This window comes from Pseudomonas syringae pv. tomato str. DC3000, from assembly GCF_000007805.1.
Classification (GTDB): Bacteria; Pseudomonadota; Gammaproteobacteria; order Pseudomonadales; family Pseudomonadaceae; genus Aquipseudomonas; species Aquipseudomonas avellanae.
This window is the reverse complement of sequence record NC_004578.1, coordinates 91,540-116,629: the sequence shown is the minus strand read 5'-3', so window position 1 is coordinate 116,629 and position 25,090 is coordinate 91,540. Positions and strand designations below refer to the sequence as shown.

Below are 25,090 nucleotides of genomic sequence, written 5' to 3'. Positions count from 1 at the left end.
CGGAAGGTCAATTTGAACAACTCATGGGCCTTGCCCTTTTGCTTGCTGGTGGCTGTGTGCGTCAGTGGTTGCGCGCACCAGCAGATCGCCAGCGAGCCGAGCCAGGCCATGCCGCCCTCGGATTCTGCCTTTGGCCGTTCGATTCAGGCCATGGCGATGCCGCACGAGGGGCGTTCGGGTTTTCGGCTGTTGCCTGACAGCAGCGACGCCTTCAAGGCCCGCGCCGAACTGATCCGTAACGCCAAAACCAGCCTCGACCTGCAGTATTACATCGTCCACGACGGCCTTAGCACGCGCGCGCTGATCGACGAGCTGCTCAAGGCGGCAGACCGTGGCGTGCGGGTGCGCATCCTGCTGGACGACACCACCAGCGATGGCCTCGATCAGGCCATCGCCACGCTTGCTGCGCATCCGAACATTCAGATTCGCCTGTTCAACCCGCAAAACCTGGGCCGCGAAACCGGCGTCACCCGTAGCCTGGGACGCTTGATGAACCTGTCGCGTCAGCACCGGCGCATGCACAACAAGCTGTGGCTGGCCGACAGCAGTGCGGCCATCGTCGGCGGGCGCAATCTGGGCGATGAATACTTCGACGCCGAGCCCAATCTCAATTTCACCGACATCGACATGCTCAGCGTCGGGCCGGTCGCCGAGCAGCTCGGCCACAGCTTTGATCAGTACTGGAACAGCACGCTCAGCAAGCCCATCGATCAATTCATGTACTTCCTGCCCGATGGCCAGGACCTGGCCGAGGCCCGGCAGCGGCTGGACGATTCGCTTGAGCAGGCTCATCAGCAGCACAAGGCGCTGTATGAGCGGTTGATGGCCTACAAGACTCAGCCACGCATGAAAACCTGGCTCAACGAGTTGGTCTGGGCGCATAACCAGGCGCTGTGGGATGCGCCGACTAAAGTGCTGGCACAGGGCGAGCCTGATCCACACCTGCTGTTGACCACGCAACTGGCCCCCGAGCTGCTGAACACTCGCAAGGAGCTGATGCTGATTTCTGCGTACTTTGTGCCCGGTCAGGAAGGCTTGCTGTACCTGACTGGCCGTGCCGATGCCGGGGTCAACGTCAGCCTGCTGACCAATTCGCTGGAAGCCACCGATGTGCCCGCCGTGCATGGTGGTTATGCGCCGTATCGCAAGGCGCTGCTGGAGCACGGTGTGAAGCTGTATGAACTGCGTCGCCAGCCCGGTGAGACCGAAACCATGCGCAGTAGCGGCCCGCATTTGTTCAGGAAAAGCCATTCACTGGTCAGCTCGGAATCGAGCCTGCACAGCAAGGCGATGATCTTTGACCGGCAGAAAGTGTTTGTCGGCTCATTCAACTTCGACCCACGCTCAGTGTTGTGGAACACCGAAGTCGGCGTATTGGTCGACAGCCCGCAACTGGCGGAAGAACTGCGCGAGCTGACGCTGCAGGGCATGGCCCCGTCGCTCACGTACGAAGCTCGGCTGGAAGACGGCAAAGTGGTGTGGGTGACCGAGGACAACGGGCAGATCCACACGCTGCACACCGAGCCGGGCGACTGGTGGCGGCGCTTCAATGCCTGGATGAGCCGTGCCATCGGTCTTGAGAGAATGCTTTAGGCGGGTGCTGCCTGCGAATCCCCGAACGCGCCGCGCCGCCTGATCAGCATCAGCAGGCCAAAGGCACCTGCAGCCATCATCAGCGGCAAGGCCTCGCCGCTGACCCACTGGCTGCCCGCGCCAGCTATCAAAGGGCCGAGCAGGCAGCCGATGCCCCATAGTTGAGCGACATGCGCGTTGGCGCGGACCAGCAAATCATCGCGATAGCGTTCGCCGATCAGAATCAGCGACAGGGTAAACAGCCCGCCGGCACTGGCACCAAAGACGGTCCACAGCGGCCAGATCAGAGCGGTATCGATCAGCAGCGGCACCAGCAGGCTGGAAATCAGCAGCAAGGCGGCGCAGCCGGTAAACATCGCGCGACGTGAAATGCGGTCGGCGAGCATGCCGATAGGCAGTTGCAGCAGCGCGTCACCGACCACCACCACGCTGACCATGATCAGAGCGATTTGCGGGGTGAAACCGTGACGTATGCAATAAAGCGGCAACAGGGTGAGGATCAGCGCTTCAAATGCGGCAAACAGAGCGACCGCCCAGGCGATGGCAGGCATGCCGCGACAGAAACCGGACAGATCGGCAAGCGTCACATTGCAGGATTCGGTCGACGGCGCCCCGGTACGTCCCAGAAGCAGAAATGGTGAGCCGACCAGCAGCACTACGCCAATCCAGAAACCATAGTCGGCTTCGGTGCCGATCACGCCCAGCAGCAGCGGGCCCGCCAGCTGACTCAATGCGTAGGTGCTGCCATACAGCGCCACCAGACGCCCGCGCAGGCGCTCGATGACCAACTGGTTGATCCAGCTTTCACCCAGCACGAAGACGATGGTCAGGATCGCCCCGAGGGTCAGCCGCAAGACCAGCCAGATCCAGTAGTACGGGAGCAGCGCCAGCGCTCCGACCGAAACCGCCCCGGCCCACAGGCATAGGCGCATCAGACTGGCCGTGCCAAAGCGCGCCGCCAGACGACTGGCCAGCGCCGCGCCGAGCAGCACGCCCACCGCAGGCATCGCCGCCATGATGCCAATGGCAAACGAGCCATAGCCCCAGCCTGCCAGCCGCAATGAAACCAGCGGCATGCTGACGCCCATTGCCAGACCAACACCCAGCACCGACGCCAGTACGGCAAAATAAGTACCCCAACGCATTTTCAAACTCCTGCTCGGCGTTGCGCTATGCGCTCATCGCCCTGTACAAATCCTGAAATGCCTATCGTGCCAATGCTCCGCGCTGGCATGCATGAAAAACAAGGGGAGTTCCATGGTGAGTGAGACCTCTGAATTGCTGGTCGCATTGGACAAGCTGATTCTGTCATTGAAAAGCACAGGTAAAACGGGACCTGCGCAATTCTTTGCGAAGAAGTCTATCGAGCTGCAGGCAGGGGGCACTGCCGATGCTGCGATTCAAGGGCTTTCGACCTGTATCGCAATTGCACAGTACGGTGATTTCACTTTCAGCGAAGAGCGGCTACTGGAAGCGGTTGTGGAGGTCGCTAGTAGAAGCCGCAATTAGAAAGCGCCAGACAGCTAGCGCCCCTCGCGCCCTAACGTTGGAGCAAGCGTAAAGGTTGCGCCTTACAACTTGATCCAGGTGGATTTCAGCTCAGTGTATTTGTCGAACGCGTGCAGCGATTTGTCGCGGCCGTTGCCCGATTGTTTGAAGCCGCCGAACGGCGCGGTCATGTCGCCGCCGTCGTACTGGTTGACCCACACACTGCCCGCGCGCAGTGCTCTGGCGGTCAGGTGCGCCTTGGAGAGGTTCGCGGTCCATACCGCAGCGGCCAGGCCGTATGGCGTGTCGTTGGCGATCTGGATGGCTTCTTCGGCTGTGTCGAACGTCAACACCGAAAGCACCGGGCCGAAGATTTCTTCCTGCGCGATCCTCATGGCATTGTTCACGCCGTCAAAAATCGTTGGCTCGACGTAAGTCCCGCCAGTCTCCTGCAGAATTTGCTTGCCGCCCGCGACCAGCCTGGCGCCATCGGTATGCCCGGCTGCGATGTAAGACAGCACTGTGTTCATCTGCTGAGTATCGACCAGTGCGCCGACATTGGTCGCCGGGTCCAGCGGATTGCCGGGTTTCCAGGTGCCAAGGGCTTCGATCACCATTGGCAGGAAGCGATCCTTGATGGAGCGTTCGACCAGCAGGCGCGAACCCGCCGTGCAGACTTCGCCCTGATTGAAGGCAATTGCGCTGGCGGCGGAGTCGGCGGCTGCCTGCAGGTCAGGGGCGTCGGCAAAGACGATGTTCGGGCTTTTGCCGCCGGCCTCCAGCCAGACGCGCTTCATGTTCGATTCGCCCGCATAGATCATCAGTTGTTTGGCGATTTTGGTCGAGCCGGTGAACACCACCGTGTCCACATCCATGTGCAACGCCAGCGCCTTGCCAACGGTGTGGCCGTAACCCGGCAGCACATTGAGCACGCCCGCCGGAATGCCGGCCTCGATAGCCAATTGCGCGATGCGAATGGCCGTCAGCGGGGATTTTTCCGACGGTTTGAGCACCACCGAGTTGCCGGTGGACAGCGCAGGGCCGAGCTTCCAGCAGGCCATCATCAGCGGGAAATTCCACGGCACGATAGCAGCCACAACACCGACCGGCTCGCGGGTTACCAGGCCCAGTTGGTCATGAGGTGTTGCGGCGACTTCGTCATACAGCTTGTCGATCGCCTCGCCGCTCCAGCTCAGGGCCCGGGCGCCGCCGGGTATGTCGACACCCAGCGAGTCGCTGATCGGCTTGCCCATGTCCAGCGTTTCAAGCAAGGCCAGTTCTTCAGCATTCTGCTCAAGCAACCCGGCGAAACGGATCATGGTGGCCTTGCGTTTGGCCGGGGCCAGTCGTGACCAGGCGCCCGAGTCGAAGGCGCTGCGAGCGCTTTCTACCGCACGCTGGGCGTCGGCGGCATCGCAACTGGCGACCTTGGCAAGCAACCGGCCATCGACCGGGCTGATGCAGTCAAAGGTCTCGCCGGAGGCGGCAGCGGTGTATTCACCTTGAATGAAGGCGCGGCCTTCGATCTTCAGATTTTGGGCGCGTTGTTCCCAGTCAGCACGGGTCAGGGTGGTCATTTTTATGTCCTCCTCTTGTTGAATGCGGGTGTGTCATGGTTGATTAGCGACACGATATGAAAAGTTCAGGAGCGGCCAATACCCTAAACCAGCGGCTTGGCAAAACCAATATATTTGACATAAATAGCCATTACCGGCCATTTTTGTTGATTTTATTAAACGGTCGTTGTGGGTATCCAGGGCATTACTGCCCTGCTTGCTCATTCAACCGTCAACGTATTCAGCGCAAGGATCCAGCATGAGCATTGAAAGCATCGTCGACTTCAGCGAAGCCAGCACCGACGCTGAGCACTATCGCCCGGCGCCGGAAAAAGTCTTCAAGGGCGACCCGGCACAGACGATCTACAACCACTACAACAGCCCATGCGGCCAGATGAGTGCAGGTGTCTGGAATGGCGAGCCTGGGCAGTGGCAGGTCAACTACACCGAGCATGAATATTGCGAGATCGTTCAGGGCGTCAGCGTGCTGCGCGACGAGCAAGGCACTGCCAAAACACTACGTGCAGGTGACCGTTTCGTGATCCCGGCAGGCTTCAAGGGAACGTGGGAGGTGCTTGAGGCGTGCCGCAAGATCTACGTGGTGTTCGAGCCGAAACAGGGCTGAGGCTGTTTACACGGATGTGATCAGGGATCTGATGCACGTTGGGGCTGAACCCGCAGGCACAAAAAAGCCCGCTGCGAGGCGGGCTTTTTTGTAGTCGACAGAATCAATTACTTGATTTTGCCTTCTTTGTAGATCACGTGCTTGCGTACAACCGGATCGAATTTTTTGATTTCGATTTTATCCGGAGTAGTACGTTTGTTCTTGTCGGTGGTGTAGAAATGGCCTGTACCAGCGCTCGACACCAAACGGATCAATTCACGCATGATTCTCTCCCTTAAATTTTGCCGTCGCGACGGAGTTCAGCGAGCACAACTTCGATGCCACGCTTGTCGATGATGCGCATGCCTTTAGCAGATACGCGCAGACGAACAAAACGCTTCTCGCCTTCAACCCAGAAGCGGTGATGCTGCAGGTTTGGCAGGAAACGACGACGGGTTTTGTTGTTTGCGTGGGAAATGTTATTCCCAGTCACCGGACCCTTACCGGTAACTTGACATACTCTCGACATGCCTCAGCCCTCTAAAACCACATGCCCAACCCGGCATGGGTTGGCCGCTTAATCTCTCAGTCATTTGGCGCCAGGCGCCGCGTTTCTTTAAGGGTCTTACCGGCTACACCTACAGTGAAGGAACCGGGCCCCTAGAAAAGAGCGCTGCTTTATACCAGAAACCCTGCAATGCAACAACAGGCAAAGCACTTTAGCCCGAATCGTCGCGCCCTGTGCGGCGGTATGCTCAAGCACAGCGGGGGTACGGGCAAATCGACCGCTCGTCGCACCGTGACGATTGTTCTACGCCATTACATGGTCTAGGGTTAGCTCTTCACCAGACTGCGCCGGCAGATGGACCCCTTTCTGAACAGGAATATAGCCATGCGCCTTGCTGCACTTCCCTTTTTGCTTGCCTCCACGCTACTCCCGCTTACCGCACAGGCGTCGAGCCTTGCGGTCTGCACTGAAGCCAGCCCCGAGGGTTTCGATGTGGTGCAGTATAACTCGCTGACCACCACCAACGCGTCGGCTGATGTGCTGATGAACCGTCTGGTGGACTTCGATGCCAAGAGCGGCAAGCTGGTGCCGAGCCTGGCGCAAAGCTGGACCGTCTCCGCCGACGGCCTGACCTATGATTTCAAGCTGCGCACCGGGGTGAAATTCCACACCACCGACTACTTCACGCCGACCCGCGAATTGAGCGCGGATGACGTGCTGTTCAGCTTCCAGCGCATGCTCGACCCGCAGAATCCGTGGCACAAGATTGCCCAGAGCGGCTTCCCGCATGCGCAGTCCATGCAGTTGCCTGCGCTGATCAAAAGCATCGAAGCGCCTGACGCTCATTCGGTCCGCTTCACGCTCAATCGAGCCGATTCGACTTTCCTTGCCACGCTGAGCATGGGTTTTGCGTCGATCTACTCGGCGGAGTACACCGCGCAGCTCCTGAAAGCGGGCACGCCGGAAAAACTCAACAGCCAGCCAATCGGCACCGGGCCGTTTGTCTTCAAGCGCTTCCAGAAAGATGCCGTGGTGCGTTACGAAGCGTTCAAGGATTACTTCGCCGGCAAGTCGGATATCGACACGCTGGTGTATGCCATTACGCCGGACGCCAATGTGCGCCTGCAGAAAATTCGTCAGGACGAGTGCCAGATCGCCCTGTCTCCCAAGCCGCTGGATATTCAGGCAGCCAGCAAGGACGACTCGCTGAAGGTCGAAAAAACCGACGCGTTCATGACTGCATTTGTTGCGATCAACAGCCAGCACCCGCCGTTCGACAAGCCCGAAGTTCGTCAGGCAATCAACCTGGCTTTCGACAAGGCCAATTACCTGAAAGCTGTATTTGAAGGCACCGCCGGCGCTGCCAATGGCCCTTATCCGCCCAATACCTGGAGCTACGCCAAAGACCTGCCTGGCTATCCGCACGATGTTGCCAAAGCCAAGGCATTGCTGGCCAAGGCCGGTTTGAAAGACGGCTTCAAGACCACTGTCTGGACACGGCCTTCCGGCAGCCTGTTGAACCCCAACCCCAGTCTGAGCGCGCAATTGCTCCAGGCTGATCTGAAGCAGATCGGTATCGACGCCGAGATCAAGGTGATCGAGTGGGGCGAGCTGATTCGGCGCGCCAAGGCCGGTGAGCATGATCTGCTGTTCATGGGCTGGGCGGGCGATAATGGCGATCCGGATAACTTCCTGACGCCTCAGTTCTCGTGCGCTGCGGTGCAATCGGGGACCAACTTTGCGCGTTATTGCGACAAGACCCTGGACAAGCTGATCGCTGACGGCAAATCCACCAGCGATCAGGCCGAGCGCAGCAAGCTGTATCACCAGGCTCAGCAGCAGATCCAGCAACAGGCGCTGTGGATCCCCCTCGCCCACCCGACAGCCGCTGCACTGGTGCGCAAGGACGTTTCGGGCTATCAGGTCAGCCCCTTCGGACGGCAGGACTTTTACAAGGTGCAGGTGAAGTAACTCGCTGTGTTGATCGTTCCCGTGCCGGGGGCGCTGGAACGATCAATCGGCCCGCTACATCAATCCCTTCTCCACCATCGACAACGGCTCGCCGTCACCTACGATCACATGGTCAAGCACATGAACATCCACCAGCTTCAGGGCTTCTTTGAGGCGCTTGGTCAGGTCGATGTCGGAGCGGCTGGGCGTTGTAATGCCCGAGGGATGGTTGTGGCAGAGGATCAGGCTGGCGGCGTTGTGCGCCAGCGCCCGCTTCACTACCTGACGTGGGTGCACGTAGGATGCATTGATCGTCCCGCGAAACAGGATCTCGAAGGTCATGACCCGGTGTTTGTTATCGAGAAACAGGCAGGCGAAGACTTCATGCGGTTCGTGTCGAAGCTGGGCCTTGAGGTAGTTACGCACCTGGGCCGGGTTTTCCAGCGCTGAATCGCGGCGCAATGACTCGGCCATGTGCCGGCGCGCCATCTCCATGACGGCCTGTAACTGAGCGAATTTTGCCGGTCCCAGCCCCAGTTGAGCGGTGAAAGCGGGCTGATCAGCATCCAGTAACGATCTGAGCCCGTCGAATTGATTCAAGAGGTGACGCGCCAGGTCTACAGCGCTTTTTCCGGCCACGCCGGTGCGTAAAAAGATCGCCAGCAATTCGGCGTCCGAAAGGCTCGCCGCTCCCAGCTCCAACAAGCGTTCCCGCGGGCGTTCGGCCGCGGGCCAACTGCGAATACTCATAGCACCTCCATGTGGTTGGGCGCCGCTGTTGCACTGCGGTCGCTGTGCTATCTTAGCCCATCTTTTTTGCGCGACGATCTGGCCTGGGGAGGCGTCATGGCCGTCGCGTATTCACTCGACCAAAAAGGCAGGTCTATGCAGCGGCTGTATCGAAAACGCATCGTTCTGGGCGTCGGCGGCGGCATCGCGGCCTACAAGAGCGCTGAGCTGGTCCGCCGATTGCGCGACCAGGGCGCTGAAGTGCGTGTGGTCATGACCAAGGGCGGCGCAGAGTTCATTACGCCGCTGACCATGCAGGCTCTTTCCGGGCACCCTGTGCACCTGGACCTTCTCGATCCGGCCGCCGAGGCCGCGATGGGGCACATCGAGCTGGCCAAGTGGGCCGACCTGATCCTCATCGCACCGGCCACTGCCGACCTGATCGCGCGTCTGGCTCAAGGCATCGCCAACGACCTGCTGACCACCATTGTGCTGGCCACCGACGCAACCGTCGCCATTGCTCCGGCGATGAACCAGGCAATGTGGCGTGATGCTTCCGTGCAGGCCAACACCCGCTTGCTTGAACAGCGCGACTTCCGTGTATTCGGGCCTGCTTCCGGCAGTCAGGCGTGTGGCGATGTCGGCTTCGGGCGCATGCTGGAGGCCGACGATCTGGCCCGGTGCGCGGCCGATTGTTTCCAGCGCCTGACCCTGACCGGCAGGCATGTGCTGATCACCGCAGGCCCTACCCAGGAAAACATCGATCCGGTGCGCTATATCACCAACCACAGCTCCGGCAAAATGGGCTTTGCCCTGGCCGAAGCGGCGGTGGAAGCCGGCGCTCGCGTTACGCTGATCACAGGTCCCGTCAACCTGCCAACGCCGGATCGCGTCTCGCGCATCGACGTGGTCAGTGCCCGCGACATGCTGGCGGCGTGTGAGGCTGCCATCCCGTGTGATCTGTTCATCGCGTCGGCAGCGGTGGCGGACTACCGACCGGAAGTCATTGCCCCTCACAAACTCAAGAAAGATCCTTCAAACGGTGACGGCTTGCTGCTGCAGATGGTCCGTAATCCAGATATTCTGGCGACCATTGCAACCCGCCCGGATCGTCCGTTCAGTGTCGGCTTCGCTGCCGAGACCGAGCACCTGCTCGACTACGCTGCCCGAAAGCTCAAAGACAAAAATCTTGACCTTATTGTCGCCAACGATGTGGCCAACCCCAGCATCGGCTTCAACAGTGAGGAGAACGCTTGCAGCGTGATTGACCGGGCGTTGCACGCAACGCTTTTTGCCCAGACCAGCAAGGCCAAGATTGCCCGCCAGCTGATCACTTTTATCGCCGACCGCATGAATCAGGTTTAACTACGAATGCACGCTCTACAAGCCAAGATCCTCGACCCTCGCATTGGCAACGAATTTCCGCTCCCGGCTTACGCCACCGTGGGTTCGGCCGGCCTGGACCTGCGCGCCATGCTCAAGGAAGACACCCTTCTCGAGCCCGGCCAGACCCTGCTGATCCCCACCGGCCTGTCGATCTACATCGGCGATCCGGGGCTTGCCGCCCTGATTCTGCCGCGCTCCGGCCTGGGTCATAAGCATGGCATCGTGCTGGGCAATCTGGTTGGCCTGATCGACTCCGATTATCAGGGCGAGCTGATGGTGTCTTGCTGGAACCGTGGTCAGACTGCATTCACCATCGCAGTGGGCGAGCGTATTGCACAACTGGTGCTGGTGCCTGTGGTACAGGCCCGTTTCGAGCTGGTAGAAGAATTCGACGAAAGTCAGCGTGGCACAGGCGGCTTCGGTCACTCCGGCAGCCATTGATTGTTATCATTCGGCTCATGAAGCGGTTGCGCATCAAGGCTCAGGGAGAGGTCGGTGAAAGGCACTCAGCACAGCGCTTTAAAGCAAGCCATACCCGCCGATAACGCTCCCCCGGCTGCGAGCCTCAATGCGCTTGCGCCGGGTCTTGTGCCAGCTGCAGTCGGCCTGATCATCGCTGCGGTGCTGGTCTGGGTTGCCCTGATGACCGGCCCGCAGCAGCAGGATCAACTGGTGCAGGCATGGGGCGGCAGTCAGGCGTCAGCGGTCAGCCTGGCGCTGCGGCAGATCAATGCCGACACTCAGGCCGCGGCGTCCAGCGCAGCGCTGGTTCAGGCGCTGCAAAGCAACGACGCCAGTGCGCGGGTGGCTGCGCAGGAGCGCGTTACCCGTTGGGGCGGTCTGTCAGGCGCACGGCTTTATCCCAAGGGGCTGGCTGATGTCGATACGCAAGGCGTGCTGCCGGTCAGCTTTGCCACGCTGGATATGCTCAACAAGGTTGCGCAGGGTGAGGGGGTTGCCCCGGAGGCTCGCAAGGTCGGTGAGCGCTGGCTGATCTACAGCGCAGCGCCGGTACGTGCGGGCGCAGATCAGCCGGTTCTGGGTACATTGCTGCTGGCCTTCGACATGCAGCGCTTGCTCGATGCCTTGCCCGTGCTGCCGGCCGAGGCTGGGCAAATCGTCCTCAGTCAGCAGTTCGGCAGCGGACCTGCGCAGGTTTTTCTGCAGCGCGGGCAGGCAGACGGCGACAAGCCGCAAGGGTTCGATACCGGCTTTGCCGGCTGGAAGCTTGAGTTCACGCCGGGTGCGGGGCTAAAAACTTCGCCCTCCATCGTGCTTTTGCTGTTGGCACTGGTTATTGCTGGAGCAGGTGTGCTGCTTGGCCTGCACCGTAACGAAAGGGTTTTGCAGCGGCGTATTTGTGCCGATGCGCGGCAGCTGGATCAGCTGCTTCAAGAACTCTCACGCGGAAAAGCCGTCAAACCTTTCGGTTTGAGCCTCCCGGCCCTCAGTGGTCTGGCTCAGGCCCTTGCTCGTGTTTCGCTTCGTAGTCAGCCTCAGGCCGTGCCTGTACAGGCGACCAGCGAGCAGCATGGCGCAAATATTACCCAAGACAGTACTTCGCCTGCAGTCGTTGCGTCGCGTACCGACTGGACCGATCCGCTGTTTCAAGATACCGATATTCTTGATATCGACCCTCTCGACGAAAACCAGGACTTCCTGAGATCGGAGCATCCCCTCGCTATGAACAGCCCAGCATCCGTGGCACCCATTCTCCCCGACACTATTTTCCGTGCGTATGACATCCGCGGCGTGGTCGAAGATACCCTCAACGCTGAAACGGCGTACTGGATCGGTCGCGCAATCGGCTCCGAAAGCCTGGCGCAGAACGAACCCAATGTCAGCGTTGGCCGCGATGGTCGTCTTTCCGGTCCTGAGCTGGTGCAGCAACTGATCCAGGGCCTGCACGACAGCGGTTGCCATGTCAGCGACGTCGGTCTGGTGCCGACGCCTGCGCTGTATTACGCAGCCAACGTGCTGGCCGGCAAGACCGGCGTCATGTTGACCGGTAGCCACAACCCCAAGGACTACAACGGCTTCAAGATCGTCATCGCGGGCGATACCCTCGCCAACGAGCAGATCCAGGCGCTGCACGAGCGCATCAAGACCAACAACCTGACCTCGCAAAAAGGCAGCATCACCCAAGTCAACATCCTCGATCGCTACTTCAAGCAGATCAAGGACGACATTGTCATGGCGCGCAAGCTCAAGGTCGTGGTCGATTGCGGCAATGGTGCGGCAGGTGTGATCGCCCCGCAGTTGATCGAAGCGCTGGGCTGCGAAGTGATTTCCCTGTTCGCCGAGGTGGACGGCAACTTCCCGAACCATCACCCGGACCCGGGCAAGCTGGAAAACCTGCAAGACCTGATCGCCAAGGTCAAGGAAACCGGTGCCGATCTGGGTCTGGCCTTCGACGGTGACGGCGACCGTGTCGGTGTTGTGACCAACGCAGGCAATGTGGTTTATCCCGACCGCCTGTTGATGCTGTTCGCGCTGGATGTACTCAAGCGCAATCCGGGTGCCGACATCATTTTCGACGTCAAATGCACACGTCGCCTGACGCCGCTGATCAGCGAACACGGTGGTCGTCCGGTCATGTGGAAAACCGGTCACTCGCTGATCAAGAAAGAAATGAAAAAAAGCGGCGCGTTGCTGGCTGGCGAAATGAGCGGCCATATCTTCTTCAAGGAGCGCTGGTTCGGTTTCGATGACGGCATCTACAGCGCGGCACGTCTGCTGGAGATCCTCAGCCAGGAACCGGCCAATGCCGAAGACCTGTTCGAGACCTTCCCGAACGACATTTCGACGCCTGAAATCAACATCAAGGTGACGGACGTCACCAAGTTCAGCATCATTGAGGCCCTTGAGAAAGACGCCCAATGGGGCGACGCCAAACTGACCACTATCGACGGTGTCCGTGTGGACTATCCGAAGGGCTGGGGTCTGGTTCGCGCTTCCAACACCACGCCGGTGCTGGTGCTGCGTTTTGAGGCTGAAACCCAGGCCGAACTGGAGCGTATCCAGGGTGTGTTCCACGCTGAGCTCAAGAAAGTTGCGCCGGACCTCGACCTGCCATTTTGATTGTTTTTCCTTTTGACTGGAGCCCTGAATGACCCTCGAACGTGATGCCGCCTCTAATGTAGCCAAGGTTCTTTCCGAAGCGCTGCCGTACATTCGCCGTTTCGTCGGCAAGACGCTGGTTATCAAGTACGGCGGCAACGCCATGGAGAGCGAGGAGCTGAAAACCGGCTTCGCGCGCGATATCGTGTTGATGAAAGCGGTCGGTATCAACCCGGTGGTGGTTCATGGCGGCGGGCCGCAGATCGGTGATCTGCTCAAGCGCCTGTCCATCGAGAGCCACTTCATCGATGGCATGCGCGTCACTGACGCACAGACCATGGACGTAGTGGAGATGGTGCTGGGCGGCCAGGTCAACAAGGACATCGTCAACCTGATCAACCGTCATGGCGGCAGCGCCATCGGTCTGACCGGCAAGGACGCTGAGCTGATTCGTGCGAAGAAGCTCACCGTCACGCGCCAGACGCCGGAGATGACCAAGCCGGAAATCATCGACATCGGTCAGGTGGGCGAAGTAGTCGGGGTTAATACCGGCTTGCTGAACATGCTGGTCAAAGGGGATTTCATTCCGGTCATCGCGCCTATTGGTGTGGGGCCGGATGGCGAGTCCTACAACATCAATGCTGACCTGGTAGCGGGTAAGGTTGCCGAGGCCCTCAAGGCCGAGAAGCTGATTCTGCTGACCAACATCGCAGGTTTGATGAACAAGCAGGGCGAGGTATTGACTGGCCTGACCACCGAGCAGGTCGATGGTCTGATCGCTGACGGCACTATCTACGGCGGCATGCTGCCGAAGATCCGTTGCGCGCTGGAAGCGGTTCAGGGCGGCGTCAACAGCTCGCATATCATCGATGGGCGAGTGCCTAACGCGGTCCTGCTGGAAATTTTCACCGACAGCGGTGTGGGTACCCAGATTACCAACCGCAAGCGGCATTGATTCAGGCGTAACACCTAAAGCCCCGTGAGCTGACGCTGACGGGGCTTTTTGGTTCTTATGTCCCGTCCTTTAGGGTGTGGTGCTGCATGGATTTGTGACGCAGAGCGTCGCCCAAGGCATTCCTGCGCTGGAGCGTGAGGAGCGATAGGTGTCAGGGCTGGAATGTGCGGAACGATAATCTCAACTATCGTGCGACGCTCTGCGTCGGCATGCCGTTCTGGACGCTCCGCGTCCGGTCTTGAAGGCGTGGTCTACTGCGTCAGCCGCTGTACGCGCACGCGATCTTCGGCGAAACCGGCTTCGGCTTTTACGCGTGCGGCCTGATACCCGGCGATGTCGGCCTGTAGCTTGTACTGCTGGTCGCGCAGGTCATTGAGCTGATCGACCAGTGCCTGCTGAACCGGACGCCCTGCGCGCTCCAGATCGGCTGCCTGGCTTTGCAGGTTGCGCTGCTGCGCGGCAAGCCCCTGGATGTTGCCTTGGGCAACGCCGACCAGCGCATCCAGTTCGGCCAGTTTGCGGGCCTTGACGCGATCCACCTCCCCCACGCTGCTGTACAGGCTTAACAGCTGTGCATCAGCGGCGGCCTGGCGTTTGTCGGCTTCAATCTGGCGAATCTGCTCGGCGGTCGGTGCGGGCGGTACGACCTGTATTACCCGGCCACGGCCATTGAGCACTTCGTAGCCTTTGGCGACATAGTCGGGCGGCACGCCCTGGGTATCGATCACCGTCACGCCGCGGCTGTCAACGTAGCGATAAAGGCGGATTTCCGGCGCGTCGGCGGCTTGAGCGATCAGGGGCGCAAGCATGCCAAGCGCCAGCCACAGCCCCAAAATGCTTAGCGTGCCTGAAACCGGATGCTGTCGTCTGCCGCTGACTGCCATAGGCCTGACCTCAGATTCCGTATTGCGCGCGGTAGGCTTCGACGGCAGGCAGGTGCTGCTTGAGCTGTTCGTCATCGGCCAGGAACTCAAGCACCTGATTCAGTGAAACGATGCTCACCACCGGAATGCCGAAGTCACGCTCGACTTCCTGAATCGCCGACAGCTCGCCATTGCCGCGTTCCTGGCGATTGAGGGCGATCAGCACGCCAGCCGCTGTGGCGTCCTGGTCTTTGATGATCTGCATGACCTCACGGATGGCCGTGCCCGCAGTGATCACGTCGTCTATGATCAGCACGTTGCCCGCCAGCGGAGAACCGACCAGGCTGCCACCTTCGCCGTGCGCTTTGGCTTCCTTGCGGTTGAAGCACCACGGCAGATCCCGGTCATGGTGTTCGGCCAGCGCCACGGCTGTCGCCGACGCCAGCGGAATGCCCTTGTAGGCCGGGCCGAACAGAACGTCGAAGCGGATACCGCTCTCGACGACCGCCGCTGCGTAGAAACGCCCCAGCTGAGCCAGTGCGGAACCGGTATTGAACAGCCCGGCATTGAAGAAGTACGGGCTGGTGCGCCCGGACTTGAGGGTGAACTCACCAAAGCGCAAAACGCCTCGATCAATGGCAAAACGAATGAAATCGCGTTGATACGCTTGCATGAAAAAAGCCCCGAATACCACGGATTTAGCTAATTAGGTAGAGCTCGGGTATCATACACGCACGTGATTTTTGGGGCCATTTATGCGGATCATCAGTGTGAACGTAAATGGCATTCAGGGCGCAGTCGAGCGTGGTTTGCTCAGTTGGCTGCAAGCTCAGAATGCCGACGTCATCTGCTTACAGGACACCCGCGCCTCCGCCTTTGAACTGGATGATCCAGCTTTTCAGCTGGATGGCTACTTTCTCTATGCCTGCGAAGCCGAAGTTCCAGCCCAGGGCGGTGTGGCGCTTTATTCGCGGTTGCAGCCCAAGGCGGTCATCAGTGGCCTGGGTTTCGAGACAGCCGACCGCTACGGGCGTTACCTGCAAGCAGATTTCGACAAGGTCAGTATCGCCACCCTGCTCTTCCCTTCGGGAATGAACGGGGATGAAGATCTGAACCAGAAATTCAAGCTCATGGACGATTTCGGCAAGTACATGGACAAGCAACGCCGCAAGCGTCGCGAGTACATCTACTGCGGGTCGCTCTATGTGGCGCAGCAGAAGCTCGACATCAAGAACTGGCGTGACAGTCAGCAATCTCCTGGTTTCCTGGCACCTGAACGCGCCTGGATGGACGAGATTGTCGGCACAATGGGCTATGTCGATGCCCTGCGTGAAGTCAGTCGTGAGGGTGATCAGTACAGCTGGTGGCCAGATAACGAACAGGCCGAGATGCTCAATCTGGGCTGGCGTTTCGATTATCAGATCCTGACACCAGGCCTGCGCCGCTTTGTGCGTAGCGCCCGTCTGCCACGTCAGCCGCGCTTTTCACAGCACGCGCCCTTGATCGTTGATTACGACTGGACCCTGACTATCTGATCGTCAGGTAAACAGCGCACATGAAAAAGCCGACTTGAAGTCGGCTTTTTGCGTTGCTCGCGCGGTGCGTTATTTCAGCACGCGCCAGGTAAACGGATAACGATATTCCAGTCCATTGTTGGCCTTCACTCCGGCGATAACCGTGAGTATGAAAGCGCCAAGACATACCAGCATGAACAGCGCGATGCCGATTACCACGAACATCAACATTATGCATATCAGGCCCGCAATCGCGGCAGTGATTTGAAAGTTCAGCGCTTCCTTGCCTTGCGAGTCGATGAACGGGTCTGATTCCCTCTTCATTTGCCAGAGAATCAATGGCGCAAGGAGATTGCCAAAGGGAAAGACCAGCCCGATGAGTGCAGATAAATGACAGAACATCGCCCACTGGCGGGCTTCCCGGCTGGGTTTGTACAAGGGCTGCGGACTGTCATTCATCATCAAGCTCTCCTTTTTATCAGTCGGCCAGTGCGGCGCGCTGCATTTCAAACAATTCGGTCATGCCCTTCTGTGCCAGAGCGAGCATCGCGTTCAGCTCTTCAGGCTGAAACGGTGCGCCTTCTGCGGTGCCCTGTACTTCAATGAAGCCGCCTGCGCTGGTCATGACCACGTTCAGGTCGGTTTCAGCGGCGGAATCTTCCAGGTAATCGAGGTCAAGCACCGGCTCGCCCTGATACATGCCGACCGAAACGGCTGCGATCATCTGCTTGAGCGGGTCGCCGCCTTTCAGGCCGCCGCGCTTCTTGATGACTTTCAAGGCATCTGCCAGGGCAACCATTGCGCCGGTGATGGACGCGGTACGAGTGCCGCCGTCAGCCTGAATGACATCGCAATCGACATACAGGGTGACGTCGCCCAGCTTGGACATGTCCAGTGCTGCGCGCAGCGAACGACCGATCAGGCGCTGGATCTCGAGTGTACGACCGCCCTGTTTGCCACGGCTGGCCTCACGCTGGTTACGCTCGCCGGTGGCGCGCGGCAACATGCCGTATTCGGCAGTCAGCCAACCCTGGCCCTGGCCCTTGAGGAAGCGTGGCACGCCGTTTTCGACGCTGACGGTGCAAATCACCTTGGTATCACCAAACTCGACCAGTACAGAACCCTCGGCGTGTTTGGTGTAGTTGCGGGTGATGCGGATCGAGCGGAGCTGATCGGCGGCGCGACCACTTGGACGTTTCATCTGGGATACCTGTACTGAGACGGAAAACTGTCGATCATTATAGAGGCCATCGCTGCGACTGGGCATCTCTAAAGTCGTCAATGCCGGTATGGCACTACCGGAGTGCTCTGAAACAAGGCTTTCGAGCGCTTGGCGCGATGAAGTGCAGTGCCTTGCGGCGCTTGTCTCATCGCCGGATTGGGAGCCTGCGTTGCACTGCGCTACAATCCTGCGCCTCTGGCCTGTCGGCTTCGCCCGTAGGGATGGCAGCCGTTTTTACGCGCTCTTGAGCAGAATCATCTGAGCCGAGCCGTCTGATCTGAACAAAGAGGTAAATCCCATGGTGCACAGCATGACTGCCTTCGCCCGAGTAGAGCGGGCTGGCGCCCAGGGCACATTGAGCTGGGAGCTGCGCTCGGTCAATCATCGTTACCTTGAGCCTCACCTGCGCCTGCCTGAATCGTTCCGCGATCTGGAGGGCGCGATTCGCGAAGCGCTGCGCCAGGGTCTGTCGCGTGGCAAGGTTGAATGCACCTTGCGCTTTGTCGAAGAGACCGCCGGCAAGCCGCTGCAGGTTGATCGCGAGCGTGCGGGTCAATTGATCGCCGCCGCCGAATCGGTTGCTGGCTTGATCAAGCAGCCTGCCGCGCTGAACCCGCTTGAGGTGCTGGCGTGGCCGGGCGTTCTGGTCGCCGATGCCAGCGACCCGCAAGTGTTGAACACCGAGGCGCTGACGCTGTTCAATGACGCGCTGAGCGAATTGAAACTGGGGCGGGGCCGTGAAGGTGCAGACCTGGCCAGGTTGCTGGATGAGCGCCTGTCTTCCATTGTCGGGGAAGTGGCCACTTTGCGCACGCTGGTCCCGCAGATGCTGGCCGCTCAGCGCCAGAAAGTGCTCGATCGCTTTGCCGACATGAAAGCCGAGCTTGATCCTCAGCGGCTGGAGCAGGAGATGGTTCTGCTGGCACAGAAAAGCGACGTGGCCGAAGAGCTGGACCGCCTCAGCACGCATGTCACCGAAGTGCGCCGTGTGCTCAAGGCCGGTGGTCAGGCGGGTCGTCGTCTTGATTTCCTGATGCAAGAGCTTAACCGCGAAGCGAATACACTGGGCTCCAAGGCCTTTGACCCACGCAGCACGCAGGCCGCCGTCAACCTTAAAGTGTTGATCGAGCAGATGCGTGAGCAAGTGCAGAATATTGAGTAAGGCTGAACCTGACATGACCCATATCACTGGCACCCTTTACATCATTTCCGCCCCGTCCGGCGCGGGCAAGACCAGCCTGGTCAAAGCCTTGATGGACGCCCAGCAAGAGCCTCAACACGGCGCGCAGGCGAAGATTCGCGTCTCGGTCTCGCACACCACCCGCGCCATGCGCCCTGGCGAAGTGGACGGCGTGAACTACAACTTCGTCGATCGTGCCGAGTTCGTGCGCATGATCGAGCACGGCGACTTTCTGGAGCAGGCCGAGGTTTTTGGCAATCTGTATGGCACCTCGCAGAGCCATCTGCAGCAGACGCTGGATGAAGGTCACGACCTGATTCTGGAAATCGACTGGCAGGGCGCCCGCCAGGTTCGTACGCAAATGCCGCAGGCCCGGTCCATCTTTATTCTGCCGCCGTCCCAGCAGGCGCTGCGTCAGCGTCTGACCAACCGGGGTCAGGACAGCGATGAGATCATCGAAGCGCGGATGCGCGAAGCGGTCAGTGAAATGAGCCATTACAACGAGTACGAATACGTAGTGGTCAACGATGATTTTGCCGGCGCGCTGGAAGACCTCAAGTCCATTTTTCGCGCAAATCGCCTGACTCAGCAGCATCAGCAAGAACAATACAGCGAGCTTTTTCAGGAGTTGCTGGCCTGATCGAGCCGTTTCCATGCAACAGGTTGCAGGTTAAAAACACACCGTTGGTGGCTTGCCGCTTGATGCAGGGTGCCGTCCGCTTGTAAACTATTGAGTCCGCTCGCCCATCCGGGCATCGCGCATCCGCATTTGCTACGAGGAATACCCATGGCCCGCGTAACCGTTGAAGACTGCCTAGAACACGTGGATAACCGCTTTGAGCTGGTCATGCTCTCTACCAAGCGTGCCCGTCAGCTGGCAACCGGCGGCAAAGAACCAAAGCTGGCGTGGGAAAACGACAAGCCTACCGTTATGGCTCTGCGCGAAATCGCAGCGGGCCTGATGGATTACGCTGTAATCGCAGAAGCTGAAATCGTTGAAGATGAACCATTGTTTGCAGCGTTTGAGGACGAGTCCAACGAGGCCGTCTAAGCCTATGCCGGGTCGACGCAGTACGGCGCAGGGTAAAAGCCATTGGCAGGGGGTAGCGCCTTGCCGAGCATAGACGCCCTCGCCGACAGACTGTCGGCCTACCTCGGTAAGGACCAGGTCAATCTGGTCCGCCGAGCGTATTTCTACGCCGAACAAGCCCACGATGGCCAGCGCCGTCGCAGCGGTGAAGCCTACGTCACCCATCCTCTTGCGGTAGCCAATATCCTTGCTGACATGCACATGGACCATCAGAGCCTGATGGCTGCGATGCTGCATGACGTCATCGAAGACACCGGTATTGCCAAGGAAGCGCTCAGCGCGCAGTTTGGCGAAACCGTCGCGGAACTGGTCGACGGGGTCAGCAAACTGACCCAGATGAACTTCGAGACCAAAGCCGAAGCTCAGGCCGAAAACTTCCAGAAAATGGCCATGGCGATGGCGCGGGACATCCGCGTGATTCTGGTCAAGCTCGCCGACCGCCTGCACAACATGCGCACACTGGAAGTCCTGTCCGGTGAAAAGCGCCGCCGCATCGCCAAGGAAACCCTCGAAATCTATGCCCCCATCGCCAATCGGCTGGGCATGCACAGTGTGCGCATCGAATTTGAAGACCTGGGTTTCAAGGCCATGTACCCGATGCGCTCCTCGCGAATCAACCAGGCGGTCAAGCGCGCCAGGGGCAATCGCAAGGAGCTGGTCAACAAGATCGAAGAGTCCCTGAGCCATTGCCTTGCGGTGGATGGCATCGAAGGCGACGTCAGCGGGCGGCAGAAACACCTCTACGGCATCTACAAGAAGATGCGCGGCAAGCGCCGGGCCTTCAACGAGATCATGGACGTTTACGCGTTCCGCATCATCGTCGACAAGGTCGATACCTGTTATCGCGTGCTGGGCGCTGTACATAATCTGTACAAGCCGCTGCCCGGCCGATTCAAGGATTACATCGCGATCCCCAAGGCCAACGGCTACCAGTCGTTGCATACCACGCTGTTCGGCATGCACGGCGTACCGATCGAAATCCAGATTCGCACACGCGAAATGGAAGAGATGGCCAATAACGGCATCGCTGCGCACTGGCTGTACAAATCCAGTGATGACGAGCAGCCCAAGGGCACTCACGCCCGCGCCCGGCAGTGGGTCAAGGGCGTGCTGGAAATGCAGCAGCGCGCGGGCAACTCCCTGGAGTTCATCGAGAGCGTCAAGATCGACCTGTTCCCGGACGAGGTCTACGTTTTCACGCCCAAGGGCCGGATCATGGAGCTGCCCAAAGGCTCCACGGCAGTGGATTTTGCCTATGCAGTGCATACCGATGTCGGCAACAGCTGCATTGCCTGTCGCATCAACCGTCGACTGGCGCCATTGTCCGAGCCGCTGCAGAGCGGCTCCACGGTCGAGATTGTCAGCGCCCCCGGCGCACGTCCGAACCCGGCATGGCTGAACTTCGTCGTCACCGGCAAGGCACGTACCCATATTCGCCACGCGCTCAAGCTGCAACGCCGCTCCGAGTCGATCAACCTTGGCGAGCGCCTGCTCAACAAGGTGCTTAACGGCTTTGAATGCAGCCTGGACAAGGTCACGCCAGAGCGCATTCAACTGGTGCTGAATGAATATCGGGTCGAGGTGCTGGAAGACCTGCTCGAAGACATCGGCCTGGGCAATCGCATGGCCTATGTCGTCGCCCGCCGCTTGCTGGGCGAAGGCGAGCAACTGCCAAGCCCGGAAGGCCCGCTGGCGATTCGCGGCACCGAAGGTCTGGTACTCAGCTACGCCAAATGCTGTACGCCGATCCCGGGCGACCCGATTGTCGGCCATTTGTCTGCGGGCAAGGGCATGGTCGTGCACCTGGATAACTGCCGTAATATCAGCGAAATCCGCCACAACCCGGAAAAATGCATCCAGCTTTCCTGGGCCAAGGACGTCACCGGCGAATTCAATGTCGAGCTGCGTGTCGAGCTAGAGCACCAGCGCGGTCTGATCGCCTTGCTGGCCAGCAGCGTCAACGCAGCCGATGGCAATATCGAAAAAATCAGTATGGACGAACGCGATGGTCGCATCAGCGTGGTCCAACTGGTGGTCAGTGTGCACGACCGCGTGCACCTGGCCCGCGTGATCAAGAAACTGCGCGCCTTGACCGGTGTCACACGCATCACCCGGATGCGCGCGTAGGCAATCCAATCATCAGGAGTTCTTCATGACCAAGACTGTCATCACCAGCGACAAAGCCCCTGCGGCTATCGGCCCGTATTCCCAGGCGATCAAAGCTGGCAACACCGTCTACATGTCCGGACAGATTCCGCTGGACCCGAGCACCATGGAGCTGGTTGAAGGCATCGAAGCCCAGATCACTCAGGTTTTCGAAAACCTGAAGTCGGTTGCGCAAGCCGCGGGCGGTTCGTTCAAGGACATCGTCAAACTGAACATCTTTCTGACCGACCTGGGTCACTTCGCCAAGGTCAACGAGATCATGGGCAGCTATTTCTCGCAGCCGTACCCGGCGCGTGCGGCCATTGGCGTTGCGGCATTGCCGCGTGGCGCTCAGGTTGAAATGGACGCGATTCTCGTCATCGAATAAATTCCCGACGGAGCGCGTTTCGCGCCCCGTTCTCCCTGAAGGAAGGAATCCGTTATGCGTTCCGCGCTCGTCATTTCGCTGCTCGCCGTCATTTTGAGCGGCTGCGCCAGCCTCGCCGACCGCAACCCGGACGGCACCTGGATCAACCAGACCGCCATCGACGCTGCCGTCAAACAAGGCAATCTGCGTCAGGCACTGCTCGCCAATGGCCCGAATCTGGAGTGGAAAATCAACTCCAAGGCCAATCAGGCTATCTACTCAAACGGTTTCGAGCTGGGCGAAGGCAAGATTGTCAGTGCCGCCGAAGGCAAGCTGCACATCGACTTCTACGGCAACTTCTTTGAAGACCTGAGCGTAAAGGGCGGCGACCTGGTTCAAGCCGCCAGCGAGTCTGGCCCGGAACAACACTTCCAGAAGCCAGAGAACCCTGCGCCTGAGGGTGCCCAGCCGGGCAGCAGCTTTGAGAGAGCGCTGTACGGCGCTTACATGGGTGGCAAATGGACCGTTGTTGAAGGCGACGGCCAAGGCAGCACTGTGCAATTCATGCCTGATGGCAGTGTGCAGGGGCTTCCCGAAAATGATCGTTTCGCGCTATGCCTGGCTGGCGATTGTGCAGCCATGAGCGGCGAATACGACAGCATGTGGCTGGAAAAGGCCGAAAAGGGCAACCCTTGGATCTTCTCCCGCAAAGGCAAGCAACTGGAGATTTTCCAGGCAGTAAACAATGCCGGTCCAGACCAGATGCCTGAATTGCGTCCGGGCGCACGTCACTGGTTGCTGCAACAGCAGTAAGCAATTGATATTCATGAGCGCCTGCAACGGCGCTCATGAATCAACGTTCTACCCCAGTAAAGCCGCATAGCCAGCCCGGTAATCCGGGTACATCGGCGCCCATCCCAAGGCTCGTGCCCTGGCATTGCTGCAACGCTTGCTGCCGACGCGCTGCACGCTGACATCCTCCGACCATTCGGTCACGCCTAGATACTCACGCAGCCACGCCACCACGTCGGCCAGCGCGGCAGGGTCATCATCGACCCCCAGATAGCAGCTTTCCAGTGCCACACCGCGCAAGTCCGCTTGCAGCAGGTGTTCCAGCAGGCTGGCGGCGTCATCGGCATGAATGCGGTTGGCGTAGACAGGCGGGTCCACCCGCACGCTGTGCCCCTGGCGCACACGATTCGACAGATCGCTGCGCCCCGGGCCATAAATGCCGGTCAGCCTGACGGCCGTGGCGGGCAACCCGCTGTTCAGCGCAAGCTGCTCGGCCTCAAGCATCACCGTGCCGGTATAGCCGCCCGGTTCGGTGGCCGAATTCTCATCGACCCACTCGCCGTTCTGCTGGCCGTAGACACCGCTGCTTGAGACAAAGATCAGCCGTTTGGGTTGCTGCCCCGTCTGCTCAAGCCAGCTCAATACGTTACGCAGGCCTTCCACATAGGCCATCCGGTAACCCGTTTCGTCGCGTTGTGAAGGCGTGGCGCAATACACCACGTAGTCCAGCGCAGCAGTGGGCCACTGCGCGGGCCGCTGAGCCTCGAACAGATCACCCTCCACGCCAATCACCCCGGCCGGAAGCTCGGAAACAGTGCGGCGCAGCCCGTGGACAACCCAGCCATGGGGCTGAAGCCGGGTAGCGAGTCGAGAACCGATGTCGCCACAACCGGCGATCAGAAGCGAAGGAGCAGTCATTTGATATCTCCGTACAAGGCGGTGTCAGCACCTTGCAAAAGGGTCGTTGAAGGTCGGGCATTTGGGCAAATATGTAAAAAAGATACAGTATTACTTTTGTTAACAAGAACGATTTGCAATAATGGCAGCCCATTTGTTCCATGCGAGCGTCGAAAGTACTGAACGACGCACTGGAATCATCCCCCTATTTTTCTCTCAGGTCCGGCCAGCATGACACGCATTCAATCAATCGCTTCGCCTACCAAGCTGCCTCGCCTGCCTCGTGCATGGCGTGGTATTGCAGCCCTTGTCTTGAGCCTGATGTTCGTGCCCGTGGCACTCGCGGATCAATCGGCGCCAGCGACCACCCCCCCTGCAGCCTCCGCCGCTCCAGCGGCAGCGGCTCCTGTTGCACCTGACGCCGCCGCACCGGTTCAGGCGCTGGAGCCAGTGGCTGAAGACAACAGCCTGGGCATGGCACATGACCTGTCGCCGTGGGGCATGTATCAGAACGCCGACATCGTCGTGAAGATCGTCATGATCGGGCTGGCCATCGCCTCGATCATTACGTGGACCATCTGGATCTCCAAGGGTTTCGAGTTGCTGGGCGCCAAGCGCCGGTTGCGCGGAGAAATCGTCAACCTGAAAAAAGCCCGCTCCCTGACAGAAGCCAGCGCAACCGCCAGCAAGGAAGGCACGCTTGCCCACCTGCTGGTGCACGACGCGCTTGAAGAAATGCGCCTTTCGGCCAACAGCCGTGAACGCGAAGGGATCAAGGAGCGTGTCAGCTTCCGCCTCGAGCGCCTGGTAGCAGCCTGTGGCCGTAACATGAGCATGGGCACCGGCGTGCTGGCAACCATCGGTTCTACGGCGCCGTTCGTGGGTCTGTTCGGCACCGTGTGGGGCATCATGAACAGCTTCATCGGCATCGCCAAAACCCAGACCACCAACCTTGCCGTCGTCGCCCCCGGCATCGCCGAGGCCCTGCTGGCCACGGCGCTGGGTCTGGTTGCCGCGATTCCTGCGGTGGTGATCTACAACGTGTTTGCGCGCTCCATCGCCGGTTACAAGGCCCAGGTCTCCGACGCCTCGGCACACGTGCTGTTGCTGGTCAGCCGCGATCTGGATCATCTGCCAGAGCCTGCCGAACGCAATCAACAACAACCGCACATGGTCAAGGTGGGCTAACAC

26 protein-coding genes are annotated in these 25,090 nt (G+C 59.6%); 16 read left to right on the top strand and 10 right to left on the bottom strand.

The window, feature by feature from the left end:
* Positions 1-12 precede the first annotated feature (12 nt).
* Entirely contained in the window at positions 13-1,593 is a 1,581-nt protein-coding gene (locus PSPTO_RS00520) for a phospholipase D family protein (RefSeq protein ID WP_010208311.1), read from the top strand.
* On the opposite strand, the gene PSPTO_RS00515 is transcribed toward PSPTO_RS00520, so the two are convergent.
* Positions 1,590-2,738, bottom strand: coding sequence for an MFS transporter (locus PSPTO_RS00515; RefSeq protein ID WP_005769547.1), 1,149 nt, complete (start codon positions 2,736-2,738; stop codon positions 1,590-1,592). The genes PSPTO_RS00520 and PSPTO_RS00515 overlap by 4 nt on opposite strands.
* Positions 2,739-2,850: 112 nt before the next feature.
* Between PSPTO_RS00515 and PSPTO_RS00510 the strand changes: the two genes are divergently transcribed.
* Positions 2,851-3,102 (top strand): hypothetical protein, encoded by a 252-nt coding sequence (locus PSPTO_RS00510; RefSeq protein ID WP_005769549.1) that lies wholly within the window; start codon positions 2,851-2,853, stop codon positions 3,100-3,102.
* A gap of 62 nt (positions 3,103-3,164) precedes the next feature.
* Here the strand turns inward: PSPTO_RS00510 and PSPTO_RS00505 are convergent, their stop codons facing one another.
* Complete coding sequence (locus PSPTO_RS00505; RefSeq protein WP_011102988.1) at positions 3,165-4,658, bottom strand: aldehyde dehydrogenase; 1,494 nt, start codon at positions 4,656-4,658, stop codon at positions 3,165-3,167.
* A 238-nt stretch (positions 4,659-4,896) separates the two neighbouring features.
* Here PSPTO_RS00505 and PSPTO_RS00500 point away from each other — a divergent pair, with 238 nt between their 5' ends.
* On the top strand, positions 4,897-5,262 hold the full coding sequence (locus tag PSPTO_RS00500) for a cupin domain-containing protein (RefSeq protein WP_005769553.1): 366 nt from the start codon (positions 4,897-4,899) through the stop codon (positions 5,260-5,262).
* 107 nt (positions 5,263-5,369) lie between these two features.
* Here the strand turns inward: PSPTO_RS00500 and rpmG are convergent, their stop codons facing one another.
* Together rpmG and rpmB are read right to left on the bottom strand one after the other, a co-directional pair.
* On the bottom strand, positions 5,370-5,525 hold the full coding sequence (gene rpmG, locus PSPTO_RS00495; protein ID WP_002551515.1) for a 50S ribosomal protein L33: 156 nt from the start codon (positions 5,523-5,525) through the stop codon (positions 5,370-5,372).
* An 11-nt stretch (positions 5,526-5,536) separates the two neighbouring features.
* The gene (rpmB, locus tag PSPTO_RS00490) at positions 5,537-5,770 is read right to left on the bottom strand and encodes a 50S ribosomal protein L28 (protein WP_002551514.1); all 234 of its coding nucleotides are present in this window, start codon (positions 5,768-5,770) and stop codon (positions 5,537-5,539) included.
* A gap of 363 nt (positions 5,771-6,133) precedes the next feature.
* Between rpmB and PSPTO_RS00485 the strand changes: the two genes are divergently transcribed.
* Positions 6,134-7,720 (top strand): ABC transporter substrate-binding protein, encoded by a 1,587-nt coding sequence (locus PSPTO_RS00485; RefSeq protein WP_011102986.1) that lies wholly within the window; start codon positions 6,134-6,136, stop codon positions 7,718-7,720.
* A gap of 54 nt (positions 7,721-7,774) precedes the next feature.
* Here PSPTO_RS00485 and radC read toward each other — a convergent pair whose 3' ends face one another.
* Positions 7,775-8,449, bottom strand: coding sequence for a RadC family protein (gene radC, locus PSPTO_RS00480; RefSeq protein WP_005769555.1), 675 nt, complete (start codon positions 8,447-8,449; stop codon positions 7,775-7,777).
* A 135-nt stretch (positions 8,450-8,584) separates the two neighbouring features.
* On the opposite strand from radC, the gene coaBC reads away from it, so the two are divergent.
* Genes coaBC through argB form a run of 4 tightly spaced genes read left to right on the top strand, consistent with a single transcriptional unit; the run spans position 8,585 to position 13,829 of the window.
* The gene (gene coaBC, locus PSPTO_RS00475) at positions 8,585-9,793 is read left to right on the top strand and encodes a bifunctional phosphopantothenoylcysteine decarboxylase/phosphopantothenate--cysteine ligase CoaBC (protein ID WP_046463702.1); all 1,209 of its coding nucleotides are present in this window, start codon (positions 8,585-8,587) and stop codon (positions 9,791-9,793) included.
* A 6-nt stretch (positions 9,794-9,799) separates the two neighbouring features.
* A complete protein-coding gene (gene dut, locus PSPTO_RS00470) occupies positions 9,800-10,255 on the top strand; it encodes a dUTP diphosphatase (protein ID WP_011102984.1) in 456 nt (151 codons plus the stop codon).
* 54 nt (positions 10,256-10,309) lie between these two features.
* Positions 10,310-12,895 (top strand): phosphomannomutase/phosphoglucomutase, encoded by a 2,586-nt coding sequence (locus PSPTO_RS30595; protein ID WP_046463701.1) that lies wholly within the window; start codon positions 10,310-10,312, stop codon positions 12,893-12,895.
* Between the two features lie 28 nt (positions 12,896-12,923).
* Positions 12,924-13,829 carry an acetylglutamate kinase gene (gene argB / locus PSPTO_RS00460; protein WP_002551508.1) on the top strand — a complete coding sequence of 302 codons (906 nt, stop codon included), beginning with the start codon at positions 12,924-12,926 and terminating at the stop codon, positions 13,827-13,829.
* A gap of 251 nt (positions 13,830-14,080) precedes the next feature.
* Here argB and PSPTO_RS00450 read toward each other — a convergent pair whose 3' ends face one another.
* Both PSPTO_RS00450 and pyrE read right to left on the bottom strand, forming a co-directional pair.
* Positions 14,081-14,713, bottom strand: coding sequence for a hypothetical protein (locus PSPTO_RS00450; protein ID WP_005769563.1), 633 nt, complete (start codon positions 14,711-14,713; stop codon positions 14,081-14,083).
* A gap of 10 nt (positions 14,714-14,723) precedes the next feature.
* Positions 14,724-15,365 (bottom strand): orotate phosphoribosyltransferase, encoded by a 642-nt coding sequence (pyrE, locus tag PSPTO_RS00445; RefSeq protein WP_007246510.1) that lies wholly within the window; start codon positions 15,363-15,365, stop codon positions 14,724-14,726.
* An 82-nt stretch (positions 15,366-15,447) separates the two neighbouring features.
* Here pyrE and PSPTO_RS00440 point away from each other — a divergent pair, with 82 nt between their 5' ends.
* Complete coding sequence (locus PSPTO_RS00440) at positions 15,448-16,227, top strand: exodeoxyribonuclease III (RefSeq protein WP_005613323.1); 780 nt, start codon at positions 15,448-15,450, stop codon at positions 16,225-16,227.
* Positions 16,228-16,296: 69 nt separating this feature from the next.
* On the opposite strand, the gene PSPTO_RS00435 is transcribed toward PSPTO_RS00440, so the two are convergent.
* Positions 16,297-16,665, bottom strand: a complete 369-nt coding sequence (locus tag PSPTO_RS00435) for a DUF4870 domain-containing protein (RefSeq protein ID WP_005769565.1) — start codon at positions 16,663-16,665, stop codon at positions 16,297-16,299.
* Between the two features lie 19 nt (positions 16,666-16,684).
* Positions 16,685-17,407, bottom strand: coding sequence for a ribonuclease PH (rph, locus tag PSPTO_RS00430; protein ID WP_005769567.1), 723 nt, complete (start codon positions 17,405-17,407; stop codon positions 16,685-16,687).
* A 319-nt stretch (positions 17,408-17,726) separates the two neighbouring features.
* On the opposite strand from rph, the gene PSPTO_RS00425 reads away from it, so the two are divergent.
* The 6 genes from PSPTO_RS00425 to PSPTO_RS00400 all read left to right on the top strand — a co-directional run bounded on the left by PSPTO_RS00425 (position 17,727) and on the right by PSPTO_RS00400 (position 23,023).
* Positions 17,727-18,590 carry a YicC/YloC family endoribonuclease gene (locus PSPTO_RS00425; protein ID WP_007246513.1) on the top strand — a complete coding sequence of 288 codons (864 nt, stop codon included), beginning with the start codon at positions 17,727-17,729 and terminating at the stop codon, positions 18,588-18,590.
* A gap of 13 nt (positions 18,591-18,603) precedes the next feature.
* On the top strand, positions 18,604-19,248 hold the full coding sequence (gmk, locus tag PSPTO_RS00420) for a guanylate kinase (RefSeq protein WP_003377979.1): 645 nt from the start codon (positions 18,604-18,606) through the stop codon (positions 19,246-19,248).
* A gap of 147 nt (positions 19,249-19,395) precedes the next feature.
* The gene (gene rpoZ, locus PSPTO_RS00415; protein ID WP_002551500.1) at positions 19,396-19,659 is read left to right on the top strand and encodes a DNA-directed RNA polymerase subunit omega; all 264 of its coding nucleotides are present in this window, start codon (positions 19,396-19,398) and stop codon (positions 19,657-19,659) included.
* Positions 19,660-19,719: 60 nt separating this feature from the next.
* Positions 19,720-21,825: a bifunctional GTP diphosphokinase/guanosine-3',5'-bis pyrophosphate 3'-pyrophosphohydrolase gene (spoT, locus tag PSPTO_RS00410; protein WP_005769571.1), complete on the top strand. Its 2,106-nt coding sequence runs from the start codon at positions 19,720-19,722 to the stop codon at positions 21,823-21,825.
* A gap of 25 nt (positions 21,826-21,850) precedes the next feature.
* Positions 21,851-22,231, top strand: coding sequence for a RidA family protein (locus tag PSPTO_RS00405; RefSeq protein WP_011102981.1), 381 nt, complete (start codon positions 21,851-21,853; stop codon positions 22,229-22,231).
* A 54-nt stretch (positions 22,232-22,285) separates the two neighbouring features.
* A complete protein-coding gene (locus PSPTO_RS00400) occupies positions 22,286-23,023 on the top strand; it encodes a lipoprotein (RefSeq protein WP_003377974.1) in 738 nt (245 codons plus the stop codon).
* Between the two features lie 48 nt (positions 23,024-23,071).
* On the opposite strand, the gene PSPTO_RS00395 is transcribed toward PSPTO_RS00400, so the two are convergent.
* Complete coding sequence (locus PSPTO_RS00395) at positions 23,072-23,920, bottom strand: SDR family oxidoreductase (RefSeq protein WP_011102980.1); 849 nt, start codon at positions 23,918-23,920, stop codon at positions 23,072-23,074.
* 210 nt (positions 23,921-24,130) lie between these two features.
* Here PSPTO_RS00395 and exbB point away from each other — a divergent pair, with 210 nt between their 5' ends.
* Positions 24,131-25,087 (top strand): tonB-system energizer ExbB, encoded by a 957-nt coding sequence (gene exbB, locus PSPTO_RS00390; protein WP_007246518.1) that lies wholly within the window; start codon positions 24,131-24,133, stop codon positions 25,085-25,087.
* The last annotated feature ends 3 nt before the right edge of the window (positions 25,088-25,090 follow it).

Bases quoted from the DNA above. Each gene is read 5' to 3' on its own strand.
- gmk (WP_003377979.1), top strand. From the start codon at position 18,604: ATGACCCATATCACTGGCACCCTTTACATCATTTCCGCCCCGTCCGGC.
- PSPTO_RS00395 (WP_011102980.1), bottom strand. From the start codon at position 23,920: ATGACTGCTCCTTCGCTTCTGATCGCCGGTTGTGGCGACATCGGTTCT.
- PSPTO_RS00450 (WP_005769563.1), bottom strand. From the start codon at position 14,713: ATGGCAGTCAGCGGCAGACGACAGCATCCGGTTTCAGGCACGCTAAGC.
- PSPTO_RS00400 (WP_003377974.1), top strand. From the start codon at position 22,286: ATGCGTTCCGCGCTCGTCATTTCGCTGCTCGCCGTCATTTTGAGCGGC.
- rph (WP_005769567.1), bottom strand. From the start codon at position 17,407: ATGAAACGTCCAAGTGGTCGCGCCGCCGATCAGCTCCGCTCGATCCGC.
- exbB (WP_007246518.1), top strand. From the start codon at position 24,131: ATGACACGCATTCAATCAATCGCTTCGCCTACCAAGCTGCCTCGCCTG.
- PSPTO_RS00440 (WP_005613323.1), top strand. From the start codon at position 15,448: ATGCGGATCATCAGTGTGAACGTAAATGGCATTCAGGGCGCAGTCGAG.
- radC (WP_005769555.1), bottom strand. From the start codon at position 8,449: ATGAGTATTCGCAGTTGGCCCGCGGCCGAACGCCCGCGGGAACGCTTG.
- PSPTO_RS00510 (WP_005769549.1), top strand. From the start codon at position 2,851: ATGGTGAGTGAGACCTCTGAATTGCTGGTCGCATTGGACAAGCTGATT.
- PSPTO_RS00405 (WP_011102981.1), top strand. From the start codon at position 21,851: ATGACCAAGACTGTCATCACCAGCGACAAAGCCCCTGCGGCTATCGGC.
- argB (WP_002551508.1), top strand. From the start codon at position 12,924: ATGACCCTCGAACGTGATGCCGCCTCTAATGTAGCCAAGGTTCTTTCC.
- PSPTO_RS00515 (WP_005769547.1), bottom strand. From the start codon at position 2,738: ATGCGTTGGGGTACTTATTTTGCCGTACTGGCGTCGGTGCTGGGTGTT.
- rpoZ (WP_002551500.1), top strand. From the start codon at position 19,396: ATGGCCCGCGTAACCGTTGAAGACTGCCTAGAACACGTGGATAACCGC.
- PSPTO_RS00485 (WP_011102986.1), top strand. From the start codon at position 6,134: ATGCGCCTTGCTGCACTTCCCTTTTTGCTTGCCTCCACGCTACTCCCG.
- rpmG (WP_002551515.1), bottom strand. From the start codon at position 5,525: ATGCGTGAATTGATCCGTTTGGTGTCGAGCGCTGGTACAGGCCATTTC.
- rpmB (WP_002551514.1), bottom strand. From the start codon at position 5,770: ATGTCGAGAGTATGTCAAGTTACCGGTAAGGGTCCGGTGACTGGGAAT.
- PSPTO_RS00505 (WP_011102988.1), bottom strand. From the start codon at position 4,658: ATGACCACCCTGACCCGTGCTGACTGGGAACAACGCGCCCAAAATCTG.
- dut (WP_011102984.1), top strand. From the start codon at position 9,800: ATGCACGCTCTACAAGCCAAGATCCTCGACCCTCGCATTGGCAACGAA.
- PSPTO_RS00435 (WP_005769565.1), bottom strand. From the start codon at position 16,665: ATGAATGACAGTCCGCAGCCCTTGTACAAACCCAGCCGGGAAGCCCGC.
- pyrE (WP_007246510.1), bottom strand. From the start codon at position 15,365: ATGCAAGCGTATCAACGCGATTTCATTCGTTTTGCCATTGATCGAGGC.
- coaBC (WP_046463702.1), top strand. From the start codon at position 8,585: ATGCAGCGGCTGTATCGAAAACGCATCGTTCTGGGCGTCGGCGGCGGC.
- PSPTO_RS00500 (WP_005769553.1), top strand. From the start codon at position 4,897: ATGAGCATTGAAAGCATCGTCGACTTCAGCGAAGCCAGCACCGACGCT.
- PSPTO_RS00425 (WP_007246513.1), top strand. From the start codon at position 17,727: ATGGTGCACAGCATGACTGCCTTCGCCCGAGTAGAGCGGGCTGGCGCC.